This is a genomic window from Plantibacter sp. MPB07 (assembly GCF_046619465.1).
In the GTDB taxonomy this organism is placed as follows: Bacteria; Actinomycetota; Actinomycetes; order Actinomycetales; family Microbacteriaceae; genus Plantibacter; species Plantibacter auratus.
In genome coordinates this window covers 2,141,294-2,161,189 of the sequence record NZ_CP177043.1, presented here as the reverse complement: position 1 = coordinate 2,161,189, position 19,896 = coordinate 2,141,294, and the positions used below count along the sequence as shown (strand labels likewise).

The following is a 19,896-nucleotide window of genomic DNA, read 5'->3' as shown; positions in this document are numbered from 1 at the left end:
TCCGGTGCCGGATCACGGCGATCCGGCGGTCGCGGTGCAGGGCCATCGGATCAGGACCTCAGCTCGGTGCGTCCGGAGTGCGGCACGGGCGTACGCTCCAGCAGCTCGACGAGCACCTCGGAGACCGCCTGGACGCCTGAGCGGTCGTGGGCGCTCACTGCGCGGCGGGTGGGGATGAGCCGGTGGGCGAGGACCGGTGCGAGCAGCTGGTCGATGTCGTCGGGCAGGACGAACTCGCGGCCGTCGAGCGCTGCGAGCACCTTGGCCGCGCGGACGAGTTGCAGGGTGGCGCGCGGGCTCGCGCCGAGCCGGAGTTCGGGGTGCACGCGGGTCGCCTGCACGATCGAGACGCAGTACTGCTCGACGATCGGCGACACGAAGACACCGCGGGCCCAGGCGATGAGGCGCTCGACGTCGCCGCGTGAGGCGACCGGTCCGATGGTGTCGAGCGGGTTGACCGTGTCACGCTGGCGGAGCATCGCGAGTTCCGCTGACGCGTCGGGGTATCCCATCGAGATACGCGCCATGAACCGGTCGCGTTGGGCTTCCGGCAGGGCGTAGGTGCCCTCCATCTCGAGCGGGTTCTGCGTGGCGACGACCGTGAACGGCGACGGCAGGGCGTGCGTCTCGCCGTCGACCGTGACCTGACGCTCCTCCATCGACTCGAGCAGCGCCGACTGGGTCTTCGGCGAGGAGCGGTTGATCTCGTCGGCGATGACGATGTTCGCGAACACCGCTCCGGGCTTGAACTCGAACTCGCGGTCGACCTGGTTGAAGATCGAGACGCCGGTGACGTCCGACGGGAGCAGGTCGGGCGTGAACTGGATGCGGCGGACGGTACTGCCGACGGAAGCGGCGAGGGCCTTCGCGAGGACCGTCTTGCCGACGCCGGGGACGTCCTCGATGAGCAGGTGACCCTCGGCGAGCATCACGATGAGGGCCATGCGGGCAGCGAACGGCTTGCCGTCGAGGACGCGCTCGACGTTGTCGAGGATGCGCTCGGCCAGCACCTGGAACTCCTCGGCGTTCAGCGCGGGCTTCAGTTCGGCGACGGTGTCCCGTGGGGCACGGCTGGTGTTGCTCTGCTCGGTCATGGTCGGCTCCTGCGGTCGTGGTCGAGCATGCGCTTGAACAGCAGCGCGACGATGGTGGCGAGGCCGATCGTGATGAGGGTCGGGGCGAGCGCTCCGAGGAACTGCATCCAGAGGTAGTTGTCGGTCGGGCCGCTGTCGCCGACGAACCCGCGGTAGAGCAGGGTGAACGACTGCCACAGCCCCACACCGCCGCCGAGCGTGAGGACGACACCGACGATCCAGAGGACCCGTTCCCAGACCACGGCGCGGACGCGGTGGGCGTCGGCGGCGTCGAGGTACTCGTCGTACCGCTCCTGGTCGAGCTGGGTGAGCTGCTCGTCGGGACCTGCCGCGCCAGGCTGATCGGCGACCGCCGCGGTGTCGCCGGTCCGGGCTTCGAACGGGTGGACGCGACGGTCGGTCTGCGAGGGCATGCCGCGGGACGGCTGGGCGCGCGGGCCGTCGTCGAACCGGTCGTCGGTCGGCGGGCGGACGGGGCGACCGTCGGTGGGCGGCTGGATGAGCTGCGGGGCGATCTCCTCGAGCGAGGCGAGGTGGCTGCGGCGGCCGGTGTCGGAGGCGTTCGGGCGCGTGCGCTCGTCGGCGTGTCCGCGCTGGAACGCGGGGTCGTAGCGTTGGTCCATCGTCGGCCTCCGTCGCGCTGCGTACATCGTCCGGGCCGGAACCCGTTGCCCGATCCTAGGACTGATAACGAACAGGTAACACCCCTGGACGTGTCGCCCACAGGAACTCCATATGTGCGCCAGGTTGCGCGCACACGATGCCGGTGCGGGTCAGGGAACTCTTCGGAGCCGTCGTGGGCATCGGTTGTGTGGACCCGAGCACTGAGCACGTACCCGGTCGGTGAGACGACTTCCGGTCCCTGAAACCCTCTCCGGTCCCTGAGGCCCTCTCCGGGCCCTGAGGCCCTCTCCGGTCCCTGAGCTTGTCGAAGGGTGGGGTGTCCCGTGTGCACTTCGACAGGCTCAGTGACCGGTGTTCGTTGCCCGTCCCCGCTCAGGGACCGGACTGACTTACAGCGCCGAGAGCGCCTCGCGGATCGGGGTCTCGCCGCCGATGACCTCGAACTGCGTGCGGGACGCCGCGCCCGACTCGATGAGCGCGAACAGCACGGCGGCGACGTCGGCGCGCGGGATCGAGCCGCGGTCGGTGGTCGTCGCAGCGGTGATCGTGCCGGTCGGGGCGTCGTCCGTCAGGCCGCCCGGACGGACGATCGTCCAGTCGAGGTCGCGCCCGCGGAGGTCGGCGTCGGCCTCGGACTTCGCCCGCAGGTAGACCTGGAACACGTCGTCCGACTCCGGGTCGAAGTCGTCGGTGCTCATCGCCGACACCATGAGGTAGCGGGGGACCTTGGCGAGCTCGGCCGCCTCGGCGAGGAGGATGGCGCCGTCGCGGTCGAGGGTGAGCTTGCGGTCGGCGCCGCTGTTCGGGCCGGCTCCCGCCGCGAACACGACGACGTCGGCTCCGGCGAGTTCGTCGGCCAGTTCGGCTGCCGAGGAGTGCTCGAGGTCGAGGACGATGGCTCGGGAACCGATGCCCTGGAGTTCGCCGACCTGTTCGGGGTTGCGGATGATGCCGGCGGGGGAGTGTCCTGCTTCGGCGAGCAGTCGCTGCAGGTGCAGGGCGATCTGTCCGTGTCCTCCGGCGATGACGACGTCGGTCATGTGAGTCCTCTCGTTCGATGCGGTCCCGGTCGGTGCGCCGCCCGTTCGTGGGGGCGGCGGTCGACCGGTGGTCTGAGTCCAGTGGTCCCAGATCCGCCAGTCAACGCCTCAACCGGGGCGTACGCAACCCGGTCGCGGCTCGGGTACACTAGGTGACGGCTCCCCGCGTGGCGCCATCCAGGCCAACTCCCCCAGGGCGGAAACGCAGCAAGGGTAACCGGGCTCTGGCGGGTGCGCGGGGAGTCTTTTCGTGCCCGCGGTGCCTGCGGTGCCGTCTCCGGCCCGGCACGATCAGGCCGCCCGCACCGCAGCAGGACATTCGCCCCACAGCAGGACATCCGGCGCCGCTTCCTCCTGCTCTCGCGCCGATCTCCTGCGCTCGCGCCCGTCCGCCAGAGCGCCACGACATTGTGCGCTTACCCAGCCCCCGCCGAGCCCGCCCCCGTAGGCTGGAAACCGTGGCGCGAAGCATTTACATCATCTCTGCCGAAGGACACTCCGGGAAGTCGACGGTGGCCCTCGGGGTCCTCGACACCCTGAGCCATCAGATCGAGCGGATCGGGGTGTTCCGCCCCATCGCACGGTCCACGACGAAACCCGACTACGTGCTGCAGCTGCTGCTCGAGCACGACGGCGTCGACCTCGCCTACGAGGACTGCATCGGCGTCAGCTACGACGACGTGCACACCGATCCCGAGGCGGCGCTCTCGCGCATCGTCCAGCGGTACAAGCACATCGAGGCGCAGTGCGACGCGGTCGTGATCCTCGGCTCCGACTACACCGACGTCGGCAGCCCGACGGAGCTCGGCTACAACGCGCGGATCGCCACCAACCTCGGTGCGCCCGTCCTCCTCGTGCTCGGCGGCCGCGCAGGTCAGGGTGCGGGGGAGCAGCTCGGCCAGTCCGTCGCCCGCACACCTGACGACATGCGCAACATCGCCGAACTCGCCCTTGGTGAGCTCGCCGATGCCCACGCCCAGTTGCTCGCCGTTGTCGCGAACCGCGCCGATCCCGACAATCTCCTCGAGATCACCGCCGCGATCAGCGACGCCATCCACCCGAACGGCTCCGCGAACGGTTCCGTCGTCGCCCCGGCCGGCCACGCCGCCGGTGCAGCGATGGTGCCCGTCTGGGCCATCCCTGAAGACACCTTCCTCATCGCCCCGACCATGGACAGCATCCTCGAGGCCGTCGACGGCACCCTCGTGAAGGGCAGCGAGGAGCTGCTCACGCGCGAGGCGCTCGGCGTCGTCGTGGCGGGCATGTCCATGGTGAACGTGCTCCCGCGCATCACCGAGGGATCCGTCATCGTGATCCCGGCAGACCGCACCGAAGTGCTGCTCGCCGCGCTGATGGCCAACGCTTCCGGCACGTTCCCGTCCATCGCGGGCATCGTGCTCAACGGTGGGTTCCCGCTGCCCGAGGTCGTGGAGGAGCTCATCTCCGGTCTCGGCGAGATCCCGCCGATCGTCAGCACCGACCTCGGCACCTACGACACCGCGGTCCGCGTCATGAACACCCGTGGCCGTCTCGCCGCCGACTCGCAGCGCAAGTACGACACCGCTCTCGCGCTGTTCGAGCAGAACGTCGACGCACCGCTCCTGCTCGAGCTGCTCAACGTGGCGCGCGCCGACGTCGTCACGCCACTCATGTTCGAGTACGGCCTGCTGGAGCGTGCGCGGTCGAACCGCAAGCACATCGTCCTGCCGGAGGGCGACGACGACCGCATCCTCCGCGCGGCCGGCACCCTGCTCGCTCGCGAGGTCGCCGACCTCACCATCCTCGGTGAGGAGATCGAGGTGCGCTCGCGGGCCATCGAGCTCGGCATCGACCTCAGCAAGGCGACCATCGTCAGCCCCTTCGACGCGGTGCTGCGCCTGAAGTTCGCGGAGGAGTACGCCAGGTTGCGGGCCCACAAGGGTGTCACGATCGACATGGCGAGCGACGCCGTCACCGACGTCTCCTACTTCGGCACGATGATGGTGCACCTCGGGCTCGCCGACGGCATGGTCTCGGGCGCCGCCCACACGACGGCGCACACCATCCGGCCGTCGTTCGAGATCATCAAGACGAAGCCCGGTGTCTCCGTGGTGTCGAGCGTGTTCCTCATGGCGCTCGCCGACCGCGTGCTCGTCTACGGCGACTGCGCGGTGAACCCCGACCCGACCGACGCCCAGCTCGCCGACATCGCGATCTCCTCGGCCGAGACGGCGGAGCAGTTCGGGATCGAGCAGCGCATCGCGATGCTGTCGTACTCCACCGGTGACTCCGGCGCGGGCGCCGACGTCGAGAAGGTCCGCTCAGCGACCCGGCAGGTGCGCGAGCGTCGGCCCGACCTCCTCGTCGAGGGTCCGATCCAGTACGACGCCGCTGCCGATGCCGCGGTCGCCGCGACGAAGATGCCCGACTCGCAGGTGGCCGGCCGCGCGACCGTGTTCATCTTCCCCGACCTCAACACCGGCAACAACACGTACAAGGCGGTGCAGCGTTCCGCGGGTGCCGTCGCGATCGGTCCGGTGCTGCAGGGGCTCAACAAGCCGATCAACGACCTGTCGCGCGGCGCGCTCGTGCAGGACATCGTCAACACCGTCGCGATCACCGCCATCCAGGCGCAGGAACAGGAATAGGTCCAGACACACATGCCCACCGTCCTCGTGGTGAACTCCGGTTCCTCGTCGTTCAAATACCAGCTCATCGATGTCGAGACGGAGCGGACGCTCGCCAGCGGGCTCGTCGAACGCATTGGCGACGCGACGGGTGCCGCCGAGCACCGGTCCTACCTCCCGGACGCCGCGGGTGCGACGACGCCGCCCATCGAGGAGCGCTGGGTCATCGAGCGTGAGATCCCCGACCACACGGCGGGGTTCCGGGTCATGCTCGATGCGTTCGCCGAGCACGGGCCGTCACTCGACGAGCACGCGCCGATCGCGGTCGGCCACCGGGTGGTGCACGGTGGGAAGCGCTTCTTCGAGCCGACCGTGGTCACGGACCTCGTGAAGATCAACATCGAGGACATCTCCGAGCTGGCGCCGCTGCACAACCCGGCGAACCTGCAGGGCATCAACGCGGCGCAGGTCGCGTTCCCCGACGTCCCGCACGTGGCGGTGTTCGACACGGCGTTCCACCAGACCATCCCGGCCGCGGCGTACACCTACGCGATCGACGCGGAGCTCGCCGCGAAGCACCGCGTCCGTCGGTACGGCTTCCACGGCACCTCGCACAAGTTCGTGTCGGAGGCGGCTGCGGCCTTCCTCGACCGCCCGCTCGGTGAGCTGAAGCAGATCGTCTTCCACCTCGGCAACGGTGCGTCGGCGTGCGCGATCGACGGTGGCCGCTCGGTCGACACCTCGATGGGCATGACGCCGCTCGAAGGACTCGTCATGGGCACGCGCTCCGGCGACCTCGACCCCGCGGTGCTGTTCCACCTGCATCGCAAGGCTGGGCTCGGGTTCGACGAGCTCGACACGTTGCTCAACCGCCGCAGTGGTCTGCTGGGGCTGTCGGGTACCGGAGACATGCGCGACGTGACCGAGTCCGCGTCGAAGGGTGACGAAGCGGCGCAGCTCGCACTCGACGTGACCGTCCATCGCCTGCGGCACTACCTCGGGGCGTACCTCGCGGTCCTCGGCGGTCTCGACGTGGTCGTGTTCACGGCGGGCGTCGGCGAGAACGCGCCGCTGATCCGTGCCGGTGCGGTGCAGGGCCTCGAGGGACTCGGCATCATCCTCGACGAGGATCGTAACGCCGAGCGTGCGCGTGGCATCCGGGTGATCTCGACGGACGACTCCCCGGTGACCGTCCTCGTCGTTCCCACGAACGAGGAACTCGAGATCGCCCGCCAGACGATCGCCGCCCTGGCGTAGCTGCGAGTCGCCGACCTTTCGGTCCCTGAGCGCACTTCGACAGGCTCAGTGACCGAAGGCGTCCCTGGTGCCTCTCCGGTCAGCGAGCACCCCCTCCGGTCCCTGAGCGCACTTCGACAGGCTCAGTGACCGAAGGCGTCCCTGGTGCCTCTCCGGTCAGCGAGCACCCCCTCCGGTCCCTGAGCGCACTTCGACAAGCTCAGTGACCGAAGGCGTCCCTGGTGCCTCTCCGGCCAGCGAGCACCTCCTCCGGTCAGCGAGCACCCCCGGCCCCTGAGCTTGTCGAAGGGCACCACGGGCGACTTCTGCGCCGATGTCCCCTGTGCGGAGGACAAAAGAATCAGTGGTTCCCCCTATTAACTTTCCCTGAGAATCCGCTTAGTCTCAGAAAACCAACAGGTACGTCGCGCCTGTCGGACCCCTAGACGAAAGTACTCACCTCAGTGAATTTGAAGACGTCACGCCGCACTGCGGCTCTCGCCACCGGCCTCGCAGTTGTCGCCGGATCCACCCTCCTCATCGCCGGACCCGCGTCCGCAGCTGAGATCCAGGTCACCGCAGATCAAATCGCTCCGGATGAGACGAACTACGCCGGCTGGCACGAGGGTGTCGCCACGCCTGGTGCCCCGGCCGTCCTGAGCGACGCCGGTCTCACCATGACCGGTGACTCGCAGATCATCTACGGCTTCAACAACGACGGCGGTGTCCCGGTCGCTGCTGGCGGCTTCCTCGAGGCAGCGGCGAGCATCAGCTACGCGTCTGTCGAAGACGACCTGTACTTCCAGATCCCCGTTTTCGCCGACGGCACTTCCGACACCTTCACAACGCTGCGTCCTGTGGCGCCGGGCGTCGAGAACCTCGGTGGCGACTGGGTCGTCAGTCAGAACGTTCCGGGTCTCGCGACCGACGCGACCTACACGCCTGCAGAGCTCAGCGAAGCGCTCGGCGACTTCAACCTGCTCGCGTTCGGTGTCTTCGCCAACGCCGGCACGGTCGACACGCTGCAGTCGGTGACCTTCGGTGCTGACACGTACAACTTCGCCGCTCCGGTCGTCGCTCCGGTCTTCGACCCGAAGGTCCTCGTCGACCCCGACACGATCTACTTCTCCGACGTCCGCCCCGGCGGCGCCGGCTTCAGCGTGACCGTCACGGGCTTCACCCCGGGCGACACCCTGTCGTTCGCCGTGACCGACCCGAACGGTGAGATCTTCGGCTCCGCCGACGGCGCCAACACGGTCATCGCTGACGAGACCGGTGGTTTCGCAGCTTCGGGCCTCACCCTGCAGGGCGAGGGTATCCAGGTCGGCACCTACACGTTCACCGTGACCGACACCGCTGGCAACGCCCGCGCTGACTCCATCGCCGTCATCGCCGACCCGGTCGCCGCTGGCGCACCGGCCGTCCCGACGCTGGCTGACACCGGCTCGGACTCGGGTGTCCTCGTCGGTGGCGCTGCCGCGCTGCTCCTCCTCGGTGCTGCCGGCATGCTGTTCGCCACTGCTCGCCGCAAGGGCGCGCAGGTCACGGCCTAGTCTCACCCTGCGAAGCCCCGTCTCCGACTCCGGTCGAGGGCGGGGCTTCGTGCTGTCGTAGGGGTGCTGACACGTCGACAGGCTCAGTGACCGATAGCCCCCGTTCCCTGAGCTTGTCGAAGGGAGAGGTTTCTCGTGTGCATTTCGACAGGCTCAATGACCGGGTCTCCGTTCCGGATCACTTCCCCTCGGTCCCCTGAGTGCTTCCCCCGGTCCCTGAGCGCTCCCTCGGTCCCTGAGCGCTCCCTCGGTCCCTGAGCTTGTCGAAGGGTCGTCCGTGGTGCATTTCGACAGGCTCAATGACCGGGTCTCCGGCCCCTGAGCCTGTCGAACCCGGTTCGTGCTCCGCGGGGGAGGAAGGCGGAGCGGCAGCCCCATTGCTGCACTCCGCCCGGTCGCACGTGCCGGGACCGCTTGGCCCAGGCCATGCGCGCCGGCCATTTGCGCGTTCGGGTAACGAAAATGACCGGGACACATACTTCGGAGCACTCCGCAGACCGGTTTGGGTCGGAATCGACGCCCGGGTCCGCCCCCGGAGTGCGATGGTGTTGTCAGGCAGCGCGCAACCTCGGCTTGCCGCCGCGGCGTGGAATGCGATGCGGATCGATATGCGCGGGCGGGATGAACCAGGGCACGTGGTCGCGCACGATGACCTCCCATCCGTCGTTGTGGATGCGATGGTGATGGAAGCTGCAGAGCAGGATGCCGTTGGACAGGTCGGTCGGCCCGCCTCGTGACCACCAGACGAGGTGATGAGCCTCGGTATACGACGGTGGATGGGTACAGCCGGTCCAGGCGCAGCCGCCATCACGCTCGGCGAGGGCCATCTTCTGCCCTTTGGTGAACAACCGTGTGCCGACTCCGAGGTCGAGCACCTGGGACGGGCCGCCGAGCACCATCGGGATGATCCGGCCATCGGCCGCCATGCACCGTGCGGTGCCGGCGGAGATCGGTTCGGAGACGCCGTCGATGTAGGCCTTGCCGTCGGACCACTGGCCGTCGTCGGCCAGATCGGGTTCGTCCATGCGGATGATGAGGGAGACGGGCGCGAGTTCCATGACCGCCGACTCGCAACCTGCGGCGTGACGGAATACCCTCACGAGGGCTTCCACCCGGCGTTCGTCCATCGTGCGGGTGTCTGGCATCTCTGCGGCCGGAACGTAGGCGTCGTCGAGGGGATCCGCGGAGGGCAGCTCACTGCTGGTTGCTGCCGCCGCGGCCGTTTCATCGGAGGGATCGATGAACCGGACCTGTCGCAGCTGCTTGCCGACGACGGCGTCCATCGTCGCGCGGACCCATCCCGCCGCCTCGGGCGCGAGGAAGGCGCGGAGCTCGGTCATGCCGTCGGGGAGTTCGCGGAGGGTGCAGCGCTGCTGCTTCCGGAGCGCGATCTCCCGTGGCACAGGGCCGTCTTGGTCGAGGCTGGTGCGGACGAGCTTGGCGAGGCTGCTGACCTCGGCGAGCGGCGCACCGTCGCAGTGCTCGATGCCGGCGCTGACGGCACGGTGGATGCGTTCGTCGTCGACACCGGAGCCCACCAACCGCAGCTCGCGCAGCAGGATGCCCGCGCCCTCGACGCTGAGCGCGGACCGGACGAAGCCGGATGGGGTGGTCGCCTCGTCGTGGTCGACCGTGCACGTCGGGTTGTCGCCCTCGGACAGCGGCACGCAGGGGGCGTCAGTGGCGAGCCGGGGTTCGATGGCGGCGGCGATCTCGGGGCGGTCGCACTCGATGACGTCACCGGTGAGGGCGCGCTTGGGGGTGATCGCCTGGGCGACCGAGGTGATCGTGGCGGCGCGTCCGCGAGCGATGCGCCACCGCTCCGAGAGCATGACGGCCGGCGTCGCATACCCGTGGCTGCGGGCCAACGGGTCGTGGCCGACGATGCCGCCTCGTGAACGCTCCGACACCGAGCCCATGATGCGCGCGGCCAGGACCTCGACCACGTGCTGCACGGCACCCAGCTGGTCGAGGACGCGGACCACGCCCGCGTCGTTCATGCCGGCGAGCTGCTCGATGGCGTCGTCGCCTGGCCGGATCGGGTCGAGCGCGCCCGACCAGGTGCGGAGGAGCTCGGACACCGTCTCGCTCAGCGTGCCCAAGGGGTCGGTGGAGACCGGACCGAGGGGAACGCGTGGGCTGCTGGACATGGGACCATCCAAACATGAGCCACTGACATTCGAACGCCGACCGATTCCTCTGCTGATCTGGGGTATTTAGCCAACGTCTGTTGCGTGCGGATGCCTCGCCGGGCTCTGCGAGCGGCGAGGGACTTCTCGTGTGGCTCGCGTACACTCGCCAGATGCGCCCCCTCTCCGTCCGCGAGCGCGACCTCCTGGTCGCCATGGTCGCCCGTGGTACGGAGCACGGTGTCGACCGGGCCGTCACCGCCTCCGATCGGGAACGATGGGCGGGACAGCTCGCAGACGTCTCGGTCCACGGGACGTGCGGTTGCGGCACCTGTCCCTCGATCGACCTTGTCCCTGAGAGCGACGACCAGCCCACCATGGCGCGACAGACCGTCCTCGAAGCGAGTACCTCGACCGCGAGCCTGCTCCTCTATATCGAGGGTGACCGTCCGACGTACCTGGAACTCGCCCCGTGGGGCGATGAGCCGATCACCGAGTTCCCGCTGGTGGCGGACGTCGAGTTCTGAGGTCGCACCTCGACGGGGGTCGCCGCCCTTCGACAAGCTCAGGGACCGGGAAAGGTACTCAGAGACCGAGTGGGGTGCTCGGGGACCGGGAAGGGTGCGCCGGGACTGGGTGGGTGCGCAGGGATCGGGTGGGGCGCTCGGGGACCGGGAAGGCGCTCGGGGACGGGAGCGGTGCGGAGAGGAACGGAGCGTTCGCATCCGTCTCGATCCGGTTCGGTCCCTGAGCTTGTCGAAGGGCAGCCCCGCCCGCTCAGTCCCGCGTGCCGAACAGGCCTTCACCGTGCTTCGTCAGCACCTCGTAGGCGTCGGCGTAGTTGTCCGGTAGCGGAGCTCCCGGTTCGTACTTCGCGAGGAGGATCCCGATGAGTCCGAGGGCCGGCGGCGTGAGCGGTCGCTTGCGGTCCTTGTCCTTGTCGGCGCGGGCGTTCGCCTCGGGGTTCGGCGGCACGTAGGCGGGCGTCACCGTCGGCCACAGCACCGGTTGCCTCGGTGAGGTGAGGTTTACGGCGTTGAAGATGCTCGTGGCGGTGCGGTCGCGTTCGGTCAGCGGGTCGAGTCCGTGCAGTTCGGCGAGGGTCTTCATGAGTGAGCCGTGATGCATCGCTTCGTTGATGACGCTGCCGGCCTTCGTGTACGCGGAGATCACGATGGCCGGCACCCGCAGGCCGAGGCGGTCGAAGGTGAAGCCCATCTCGCCCGCCTCCGGCTCGCCCGACGGCGGGGTCGCCTCAGGTGGTGCGACGTGGTCGTAGATGCCGCCGTGTTCGTCGAAGGTGACGAGCATGACCGTGTTCATCGCATTCGAGCCGGTGGTCGACGCCCCGTGCTTGATCGCCGTGTAGACCTCGCCGAGGAGTTGCTCGCCGGCGCGCATGTCGGAGTAGGCGGAGTCGAGCTCCGGGTCGACGTCGTCCCGGCCCGGGTTGTCGGGACGGACGACCGGCGGGTGCATGTCGTTGTGGTCGAACACCATGCGTGGTTCGACGAAGGCGTAGTCGGGCAGGTCGCCGTTCGCTGCGTCCTCGTGGAACTGCTCCATGCTGCGGAAGTTGCTCTTCCAGAATCGCTCGATCGACGGTGCGCTCAGGAGACCGGTGAGGGAGACGACCTGTTGGGCGTCGTAGTAGACCCGCCAGGTCTTGCCGGCCTCCTCGAGCCGGTTGAACACGGTGGGGACGGCCGGTGCGCTCAGCCACTTGCCGATCCCGTCGCCCTCGATGTTGGTGACGTAACCGTGGGAGGTGCTCGCGTGGAAGAAGGAGCGGTTGCAGAAGGTCTGGGAGGGGACCGCTGCGTACCAGTGGTCGTAGACGCCGAAGTTCTTGGCGAGCGTGGACAGTACGGGCAGCATCTCGGGGGAGAAGCCTCCCATCACGGTGGAGTACTCCTCGGGCGTCGGCTTGCGTCCGCGGGCGAGCGTCGAGTTGACGATGTAGTCCTTGACGAAGCCGTCGTTCTTGGGCGAAGAGGTGTCGGCCGGGAGGTTCCACGGTGGCTGCAGCGGATTGCGGAGGTCGCCGTTGCTCTCGGGGTCGATGGTGCCGAAGAGCTGCGTGTTGACGTGTGGGTAGAACTCGCCGGGGTCCGGGTCGGGTTGCGCCATGATCTGGTCGGTGGGACCCGTGTAGACGTGGGCGGGGACGGCCTCGCCGGACTCGCCGGGGTTGCTGTACTCGCCCTGGGCGAGGCCGTCGAAGGTCTGGCCGGCCGGTTCACCACCCGCTGGGTAGAGCCACCCGAGCATGTGGTCGAAGGAGCGGTTCTCGAACATCACGACGACGACGTGGTCGAAGCCCGGTTCGCTGCGCTTGGGGAGTGGTGTGAAGCCGTAGTCCTCCTGCGGGTTGGCAGCGGTGGCGGCTGCGATCCCGCCGGCGACCGCTCCGCCCGCTGCCAGCCCGGCGACGCCGAAGCCTGCCGCGCGGAAGAAGTCGCGGCGGGAGGCGGGGCGTTTGGGACGTGCCTCGGGCTGGGACTCCTGGCCGGCATCCGGACGCGGTTCCTCGTCGTGTGCCACTCGAGCCTCCCCCTGATCGGCGGCGACGCCTGGTCGAGGGTCGCCGCTGTGCTGCCTAGCGTAGACGCGCGACGGATGTCGTGCTGGGGGCGAGTGGGGGATTGCTCCCGCCTCGCCGTGCTGCGCTGGGCGAGCTGCACCGGTGTGCGGGACCCCCGTAAACGACGAAGCCGGCGGGCTGCTCCGAGTGGAGCGAGCCCGCCGGCAGCGGTCGTGGTGGTGACTAGGCGCGCGGTGCGGCGGTGTTCGCTGCGGCGCGAGCCGTGCGGACCGAGCGCGTGCGGACGAGCATCAGCAGGATGCCGGCAGCGGCGAGCAGGCCTGCAGCACCGATGAGGGACGGCGACTCGACGCCCGTTTTCGCCAGAGTGGCGGGGGAGTTCGTCGGTCCGGTGGCGTTTCCATTGTCGATGACGACGGGAGCGGCGGCCACCGTGAACTCGACCGGGTCGGAGATCGGCGAGACGGGAACGAGGCGCTCAGCGGTCGAGTCGATGAGCACGGCGAATGCGACGTAGTCACCGGCGCCGAGGCTGAGCATGATGTTCCAGTTTCCCGAGTTGTCGACGCGCACGGCGGAGAGCGGGTAGACGGGCTCGGCTGCAGCTGCGGAGACGTCGGCCGCGCGTGCTCCGGCGGAGGCCGCCGACAACAGGAGGTCGGTCTGGGAGGAACGCGCGGTCGGGTTCTCGACCAGTTCGCGCGGAACAGCGACCATGTACACGTCGGTCCCACGAGTCGCAGTGCCGGTGAAGTACACGAATCCAGGGGTCACGGTCTGACCCTGCGTGGGGCTGGTGAAGACCGGTGCGTCGTAGAACACCGGCTCAGACGTCGGCAGGGTGATGACGCGGGTGATGGCGCCGAGGTACTTGTCGCCGAGCGTCTCGTACACCGCGAAGGAACGCTCGCCGGAGAAGCTGGCGAAGGACAGCTCGGCGCTCCACACGCCGTTGACGACGGTGACGCTGTTCTCGCCGTTGACCGGGCGGCCGAGCGAGTCGTTGACGGTGACGATGGCACCGTCAGTGCCCGTACCGGTGAAGGTGATGTCGGCGGTGGTGAACACGTCACCGTTGTTCGGGGAGGTGATCGTGAAGGTCGGCGCGGGTACCGTGATGGTGCGCTCGATGGTGTTCACGACTGCGTTGTTGACCGACTCTTCGATCGTGAGCGTCTGCACGCCGTCGTACGTGGCGAAGGAGAGGTCCGTCGTCCACGTGCCGTCGAAGGCGGTCACGTCGCTCTGCCCGGGGACACGCTCGCCGCTTGCGTCCCGGATGGTGATGACGGCCCCGACCGTGCTGGTGCCGGAGAACGTGATGTAGCTGTCGGTGAAGATCTGGCCGTTCGTCGGAGCGGCGACGTCGAAGGAGTCGACCGGCGCTGCGGGTGCTTCCGGGAGGTTGAAGTTCACCGGGACGGCCGCTTCGGAGCCGTCTTCGACGGTGACGACGATGGACTGCGCGACGGTGTCGTTGTCGTCGTAGGGCGTGAGCGTGATGTCGAAGGTGCCCTGTGTGGCCTCGGCTTCGGCGGTGACGGCACCGCGGCCGAGCTCTTCCGTCTGCGCTGCGTTGAGCACGACGACCGTGGCGTCTGCCGGTGCGAGACCGGTGACCTCGACGGTGCGCGAGGCGACGGTCGAGCCATCAGCCGGCGCGGTGACGGTCAGCAGGCTCGCGGCGTTCGCGGCCGGAGCGGTGAGCACCGACCCGCCGACGACGAGCGCAAGCAGGGCGGGCGTGGCGAGCAGCGCGCGCCAACGAGAGCGGATCATGTGGTTCCCCCAGAAGAAATTCGCAGCGACCGGACTCGGTCGGCTCCTCAACTTAGCATTCAGGTGATTCCCAAACAGGCATGCAGGGGTGGGGTCGGGGAGGTTTGTCCTAGACCACCGAATCGCGCAGCGGCGGTCGTTTCAGGACGAAGAGGCAGAATGCCTGCACCGCGATACCGACGAGCTCCGCGCAGAGGCCTCCGAGCTGTGCGCCTGGGGCGCCGAGCGGGCCCGTGAGCGCGAACGTGGTCGCCACACCGGCGATGGCCGCGAGGACGTTCGCCAGGGCGATCCAGTTGGCCCGGCCTTCAGCGACGAGCGACAGTCCGAACCCTCGCGAGGCACAGATCGCGAACAGGATCGCGCCACCGAGGACGGCGACCTGCCAGACGATGTCGATCGTTCCCGAGAAGACCAGGTTCGCGACGAACGGGACGAGGACAGCGAACCCGACGCCGGATATGGCACCGAGAGCAGCATTCATGAGGAGCGACTGTCGGCTTCGTTTGACGCGTCCATCCTCGGGAGCGCTACCGACCCAGCTCTGCAGGCGGCTGGGAACGCCGCCGAGGATCGAGAGGGCCATCCGCATGAGTCGGTCGACGGCGGCGAACACCGCCACGGCGGACGGGTTGACGAGACCGACGATCGCGATCGGGAGCGAGGTGTAGACCACGCTCACGGCGCGTCCGCCGGTGAGTGGGAGCTGCTGCTTGATGATTGCCCCACCGCTCGTGAATGCCGAGAGCCGCGGCACGATTCGCTGACCGAACCGAAGCGCGACCGCCACCTGGGTGAAGATGACCGCGACGAGCGTGCCGATCCCGTAGACGAGCAACGGCGCACCGGCGAGGAGGAGTCCGGCCACCCCCGCCATGATGAGCAACCGGGGGATGCCTTCGAACGCCAGTATGGCGAGGGGCCGGTTCGCGCCTACGAGGAACCAACCCGGGCTGAGGCAGGTCGCCACGGATGCGGCAGCCAGGACCGCGGCGGCAGGCTTGTAGTCGGTGGCGATGACTGCGGCAGCGACCGCTGCGACAGGAGCGCCGACCAGCGTTGCAAGGAGCTTGGTCGCCAATGCTGACTGATACAGCGAGGCACGCTCAGCAGTTTGTGCTCTCGCAACCCGTTGTGGGCCGAGGACGCTCCACCCGAGCTCGCAGATGGTCGCACCGGCCAGGCCGAGCGACTGCGCGACGGCGACCGCAGCGAAGCCGGTGCTGCCGTACTGGGTGGTCAACGCCGGGTAGACCAGCAGCGGAGTGGCCGCTCCGAGACCTGGGATGAGCAGGTAGAGGAGGAGGTTCGAGGCTTGGCGCAGTCTTCTCATCAGATATGGGTACGCATTCTGATCAGGCGACGAGCGCGCTGGCGTGCTTCACGACGTCGGTCAGCGGTGCGCCGAGTTTCGTGATGAACGTGGAGTCGAACCCGGCAGGTTCGCTCGATCGTGCCATTTCGATGGCGTCATTCAGACGCTGTCCGAGGAGTGTGGGATCAGGTTCGGCGGTGAGCAGTCGCGGATGCAGCGCAGATCTGGTGCCGGCCAACTCGTTCGTCACAGTGATGCCACCGGAGACGACCGAATCGAGGGGTGGGTGAGACGGGTGGGGGCTGTGCTGCAGTGAGAACATCACATCCGTGTTCGAGAGCAGCTCGAAGTATGCCTGCCAGGACAACTTCCCGCGCGACGCAAGCGTGGTGGTGCCTGACAGCGCGACGGTCGCGTGCGATTCTCCGACGGACGAATAGGAGACGCCAGTGTTCGCCGGCGATGTGGCGGAGAGCTTCAAGGCGGAGATCCCGATCGCGAAGAGGTTGCGAGGCTTGTTCGGTCTTCCGTAGAACATCACGGACGGCTGCGCGGACTTCCGCCGATTCGCAGCTGATTCCTCGAGGCGTCCGAGATCGAGACTCGGTGCGAACACCAGCGCTGGATCGACATCGAGACGCTCTGCATCCCGGAGGTACGCAGCGAGTGGTTCGGAGTTCACCACCATGCGGAACCCCGCATGGTAGGTGGCACGAGCGATGGCGAATTCCGTGGACCAGGGATAGAAGCCAGGCTCGTAATCCTGAGCGAGGTAGATGACGCGGTCCGGTCGGATCACGTTGAGTCGAGCAGCGACGTCCAAGGGGTGGACCGTGGTCCAATGCGTGCCGATCCACAGCTCGTCCGCGCTGACGGCCAGACCGGTGAGTGCCGATATGTGGAGGACCTCGACCTCGGCCCAACGTGACAGACCGAACTCGTCCCTCAGGAATTCCCGGATGCTGGCGGACGCCCGCGGGTTGGGCTCATCCCACAGCGCGAAGATGCGGAGTGGCAGCTCGAGCGAGTTCGCCACACCGACACTGACCTCCAGAGCCGTGCGGATCCCGGCGAAGATGGCTTCGGCCTTGATCTCGGGCACGATCAGCGAGACACGGGGCCGGACCTGATCGCTCGGTCGGACCGATGCGACGGCGAGGCTCATCGGGTTGAGGCCTGCGAAGGCGTTGGCTCCCGGCACCCGTGCGGATGCTTCGATGAAGCCCCGCTCGACCCGATCCCGCTTCGTCTTGCGTCTGGCACGCATCGCGAGGGTCCGCACTTGGTTGAGAGCAGCGTTCACTTGGTACCCGTCTCCTGCGAGAACCGACGAACGGCGCCCTCGCATATCGCCCGAAATGCGTCTTGGTGTGCTTCGACCGTGAACAACGCGAGGGCACGTTCCCGCGCCTGCGCCCCCAACGACGTCCGTGTGTCCGGCGACGCCACCTCGCCGAGCGCCGAAGCGAGCGCCGACACAGACGACGGTTCCACCGTCAAGCCGCCGGATCCCACTGCCCAGGTCATGGGTTCGATGTCGCTCACGATGACCGCGCGACCGGCGAGCATGGCGTCCATCAACTTCGCCGGGAGCTGGCCATGGGCGTATCCGTCGTCTTTGCTCGGGATCACCACGATGTCCGCGTTCTCGACCAGTGCGAGGCCCTCGTCGAAGGAGGTCATTCCGACCCACAGCTCCCAGGGCCGAGCGTCCTCAGGCGCGTCGTCGGTGAGCTTGAGCGTGATGCCCAGATCCTGACGGTGCGCGACCGCTTCACGCAGGATGTCGACGCCCTTGTGCTTCCGATTCGTTCCGACGAAGGCAATGGAGGGCTTGGAACTGGTGTGCGGTGCGCCGAAGCCCCGGTCGTCGCGAACATGGGGAACGACAGGCCCGCCGTAAATGGCTTGGAGGACCGGATTGCTCACGATGGTGTCCGCCTGCAAGGCGAGCCGCTTCAGCTCCGTGTTCTTGCGCACGGCGCTGAACTTCAGGATGCCCTTCGCGAAGCGGCGCAGGGGGCGCCGCCACGACAGCGCGGCCTCGAGATCCGGGTCGTCGACATCGAGGAGGAGTGGGCGTTGGGCGGTGCGCGCGAGCCGTCTTGCGCGCCCGAAAGACGTCTCCACCGGCTTGACTGCGAGGACCAGGTCGGCAGCTTCGACCGCCGCAAGGAGTTTGGGATCGTCTTCGTCGACCGTGCGACAGTTCCCGGCGAAGTCTCCACCGCGCAGCGGACCCCAGATCTCGCCTCCACGTGGAGCGAACACCTCGGTCTCCCAGCCGTTGGCCCGCATCAGCAGCCACAGGCAGTAGGTACGACCAAGCGAGTTCGACGTGATGTCCGGGGTGAAGATCGCGATTCTCATCTTCTGCTCCGCTCATGGTTGACCATGCGCAGGCCGTGCCGGTACATGGGAGACCTTTCGAAGTGAACGATGTCGACCGCTCTGGAGCTTGAGTCACGCTCGAACCTGACGGCGAGGTCATCCTGACGATAGTTCTCGAATCGTAGCAAGATCGCAGGCGGTCCATCGATCGTGAAACATGATGTTCACCGACGTAGCATCGAACGCCACCGGCGGGGCGATCGTTTGTCGTTAGGATCGGTCCATGGGGATCGAGCGAACTGCCAGCGCGCGTCCGTCCCCGGCCTTCCGCATGGCGCTCTTCGTTCTAGGGGTCGTGTTTTTCTCGGGGTTCATCAATTTGATCCCGTCGCCTGGACCAGCGTTGGCAACGCTCCTCATCGATGGCGCGCTCGTGATCATGTTCGGCGCGTTCGTCGTACGTGTTGGCGTCGCTCAGGGACGCATGCCCGTCAGCATCTGGATGGCCGCCTGGCTACTGCTGGTCCTCGCGTACGCTGCCTTGCTACTTCAGGGTGGTGCGCCATTTGCAGAGCAATTGGCAACGGTGCGCAGTCACGCTCTATACGTGTTTCTTGCTATCTATATCGCGACTTGTGTTGAGGAAACTGCCGAGCTTCGGCGACTGCTCGAGATGATCATGCGGTTGGGCGTGGCGTTTTCGGTCTTTGGGATCCTGCAATACCTGCTTCGAGCTCAACTTCCGACCTGGCTCCTGGCGAGCTCTGATACGCGTGTCTTCAGCTATTTCGGAACTGACATCACCCGCTCGAACGGCCTCATGGGCAATACCATCGTCTACTCCGCTGTGTTGCTTCTGTTCCTATCTCTCTGGGCGTTCAAATTCGCTCAGAGACCGACATGGCGGAGTGGCCTGGCAAGCGTGGTCGTGATCGTGGCCCTCATGACGACCTTCTCGCGCATCGCGATCGCTGGCGCCGTCGTCATCGCTCTTTTGGCGCTTCTGCGAATGCTTGGCAAAGAGGGCATCTCCAAACTGGTGCCGGGGTTGGTCGCATTCTCGCTCCTGGGAAGCGTTGTTGTTGTGGCTCTCCTCGCAGATTCGACGACCTCACGGGCGATCGCGGACTCTTTCATCGTGAAGGAGCTGTTCGGAGGGCAGAACGAGTCTGTTCAAGGATCGACGGCCGGTCACGACGCATTCACACAGTTTGCGCTCAACAGCTTCGGATCAAATCCTTGGACCGGGGTCGGGATCGGTAGCCAGAGCGTGGTGGGAACTACCGCCGTTCAGATCACAGACGGAGCCAATCTCGCCGTGGCTGTGGAAGGTGGATTGGCGCTCTTCATTCCCTGGATGTTGCTCATTGTGACCGCTGGCCTTGCGGCATTCGCCGTGCGGAAGATCGTCGACGCTGACTACCGGTTCCTTGCATACGGTCTCGTTGTCTTCATTGCTTACCAGTTCGGCGCCGCATCGTTCGTGAACTCAGCGATTATCGGGAAGACGCCCTTCCTGTTGTTCTGGGGGGCATTCGGCATACTCATGGGCCTTGCCAGAGCAAGCAGGAGGAGTGCGGGTTCCGTGAACGTCGCAGTAGGAAGCGACAGCGAACGTCACGATCCAGCGGCCATCCGGTAGGT

The 19,896-nt window shown here is 67.4% G+C and carries 14 protein-coding genes and 1 other RNA gene; 6 read left to right on the top strand and 9 right to left on the bottom strand.

The window, feature by feature from the left end:
• Positions 1-50 precede the first annotated feature (50 nt).
• The 3 genes from ACLIME_RS09900 to ACLIME_RS09890 all read right to left on the bottom strand — a co-directional run bounded on the left by ACLIME_RS09900 (position 51) and on the right by ACLIME_RS09890 (position 2,758).
• The gene (locus ACLIME_RS09900) at positions 51-1,094 is read right to left on the bottom strand and encodes an AAA family ATPase (protein WP_411556804.1); all 1,044 of its coding nucleotides are present in this window, start codon (positions 1,092-1,094) and stop codon (positions 51-53) included.
• Positions 1,091-1,717, bottom strand: a complete 627-nt coding sequence (locus ACLIME_RS09895) for a hypothetical protein (protein ID WP_411556803.1) — start codon at positions 1,715-1,717, stop codon at positions 1,091-1,093. The genes ACLIME_RS09900 and ACLIME_RS09895 overlap by 4 nt, the downstream gene beginning before the upstream one ends.
• Positions 1,718-2,107: 390 nt before the next feature.
• Positions 2,108-2,758, bottom strand: a complete 651-nt coding sequence (locus ACLIME_RS09890) for an SDR family oxidoreductase (RefSeq protein WP_124769948.1) — start codon at positions 2,756-2,758, stop codon at positions 2,108-2,110.
• 154 nt (positions 2,759-2,912) lie between these two features.
• Between ACLIME_RS09890 and ffs the strand changes: the two genes are divergently transcribed.
• The 4 genes from ffs (at position 2,913) to ACLIME_RS09870 (ending at position 8,153) form a co-directional block, all read left to right on the top strand.
• Positions 2,913-3,009, top strand: an RNA gene (gene ffs, locus ACLIME_RS09885) — signal recognition particle sRNA small type.
• A 207-nt stretch (positions 3,010-3,216) separates the two neighbouring features.
• The gene (pta, locus tag ACLIME_RS09880) at positions 3,217-5,385 is read left to right on the top strand and encodes a phosphate acetyltransferase (protein ID WP_159879761.1); all 2,169 of its coding nucleotides are present in this window, start codon (positions 3,217-3,219) and stop codon (positions 5,383-5,385) included.
• A 12-nt stretch (positions 5,386-5,397) separates the two neighbouring features.
• Positions 5,398-6,621, top strand: a complete 1,224-nt coding sequence (locus ACLIME_RS09875; RefSeq protein ID WP_411556802.1) for an acetate/propionate family kinase — start codon at positions 5,398-5,400, stop codon at positions 6,619-6,621.
• Between the two features lie 443 nt (positions 6,622-7,064).
• Positions 7,065-8,153, top strand: a complete 1,089-nt coding sequence (locus ACLIME_RS09870) for a hypothetical protein (protein ID WP_411556801.1) — start codon at positions 7,065-7,067, stop codon at positions 8,151-8,153.
• A 551-nt stretch (positions 8,154-8,704) separates the two neighbouring features.
• Here the strand turns inward: ACLIME_RS09870 and ACLIME_RS09865 are convergent.
• Entirely contained in the window at positions 8,705-10,303 is a 1,599-nt protein-coding gene (locus ACLIME_RS09865) for a DUF222 domain-containing protein (protein WP_411556800.1), read from the bottom strand.
• A gap of 152 nt (positions 10,304-10,455) precedes the next feature.
• On the opposite strand from ACLIME_RS09865, the gene ACLIME_RS09860 reads away from it, so the two are divergent.
• The gene (locus ACLIME_RS09860) at positions 10,456-10,809 is read left to right on the top strand and encodes a hypothetical protein (protein ID WP_411556799.1); all 354 of its coding nucleotides are present in this window, start codon (positions 10,456-10,458) and stop codon (positions 10,807-10,809) included.
• 250 nt (positions 10,810-11,059) lie between these two features.
• Here ACLIME_RS09860 and ACLIME_RS09855 read toward each other — a convergent pair whose 3' ends face one another.
• From ACLIME_RS09855 to ACLIME_RS09835, 5 genes are all read right to left on the bottom strand, one after another.
• The gene (locus tag ACLIME_RS09855; RefSeq protein WP_411556798.1) at positions 11,060-12,826 is read right to left on the bottom strand and encodes an alkaline phosphatase family protein; all 1,767 of its coding nucleotides are present in this window, start codon (positions 12,824-12,826) and stop codon (positions 11,060-11,062) included.
• A gap of 223 nt (positions 12,827-13,049) precedes the next feature.
• Positions 13,050-14,606 carry an LPXTG cell wall anchor domain-containing protein gene (locus ACLIME_RS09850; protein ID WP_411556797.1) on the bottom strand — a complete coding sequence of 519 codons (1,557 nt, stop codon included), beginning with the start codon at positions 14,604-14,606 and terminating at the stop codon, positions 13,050-13,052.
• 109 nt (positions 14,607-14,715) lie between these two features.
• Positions 14,716-15,939 carry a lipopolysaccharide biosynthesis protein gene (locus tag ACLIME_RS09845; RefSeq protein WP_411556796.1) on the bottom strand — a complete coding sequence of 408 codons (1,224 nt, stop codon included), beginning with the start codon at positions 15,937-15,939 and terminating at the stop codon, positions 14,716-14,718.
• A gap of 22 nt (positions 15,940-15,961) precedes the next feature.
• Positions 15,962-17,224: a hypothetical protein gene (locus tag ACLIME_RS09840; protein WP_411556795.1), complete on the bottom strand. Its 1,263-nt coding sequence runs from the start codon at positions 17,222-17,224 to the stop codon at positions 15,962-15,964.
• Positions 17,221-18,291: a glycosyltransferase family 4 protein gene (locus ACLIME_RS09835; RefSeq protein WP_411556794.1), complete on the bottom strand. Its 1,071-nt coding sequence runs from the start codon at positions 18,289-18,291 to the stop codon at positions 17,221-17,223. Before ACLIME_RS09835 ends, ACLIME_RS09840 begins: the two co-directional genes overlap by 4 nt.
• Before the next feature lie 244 nt (positions 18,292-18,535).
• On the opposite strand from ACLIME_RS09835, the gene ACLIME_RS09830 reads away from it, so the two are divergent.
• The gene (locus ACLIME_RS09830) at positions 18,536-19,894 is read left to right on the top strand and encodes an O-antigen ligase family protein (protein ID WP_411556793.1); all 1,359 of its coding nucleotides are present in this window, start codon (positions 18,536-18,538) and stop codon (positions 19,892-19,894) included.
• Positions 19,895-19,896: the final 2 nt, after the last annotated feature.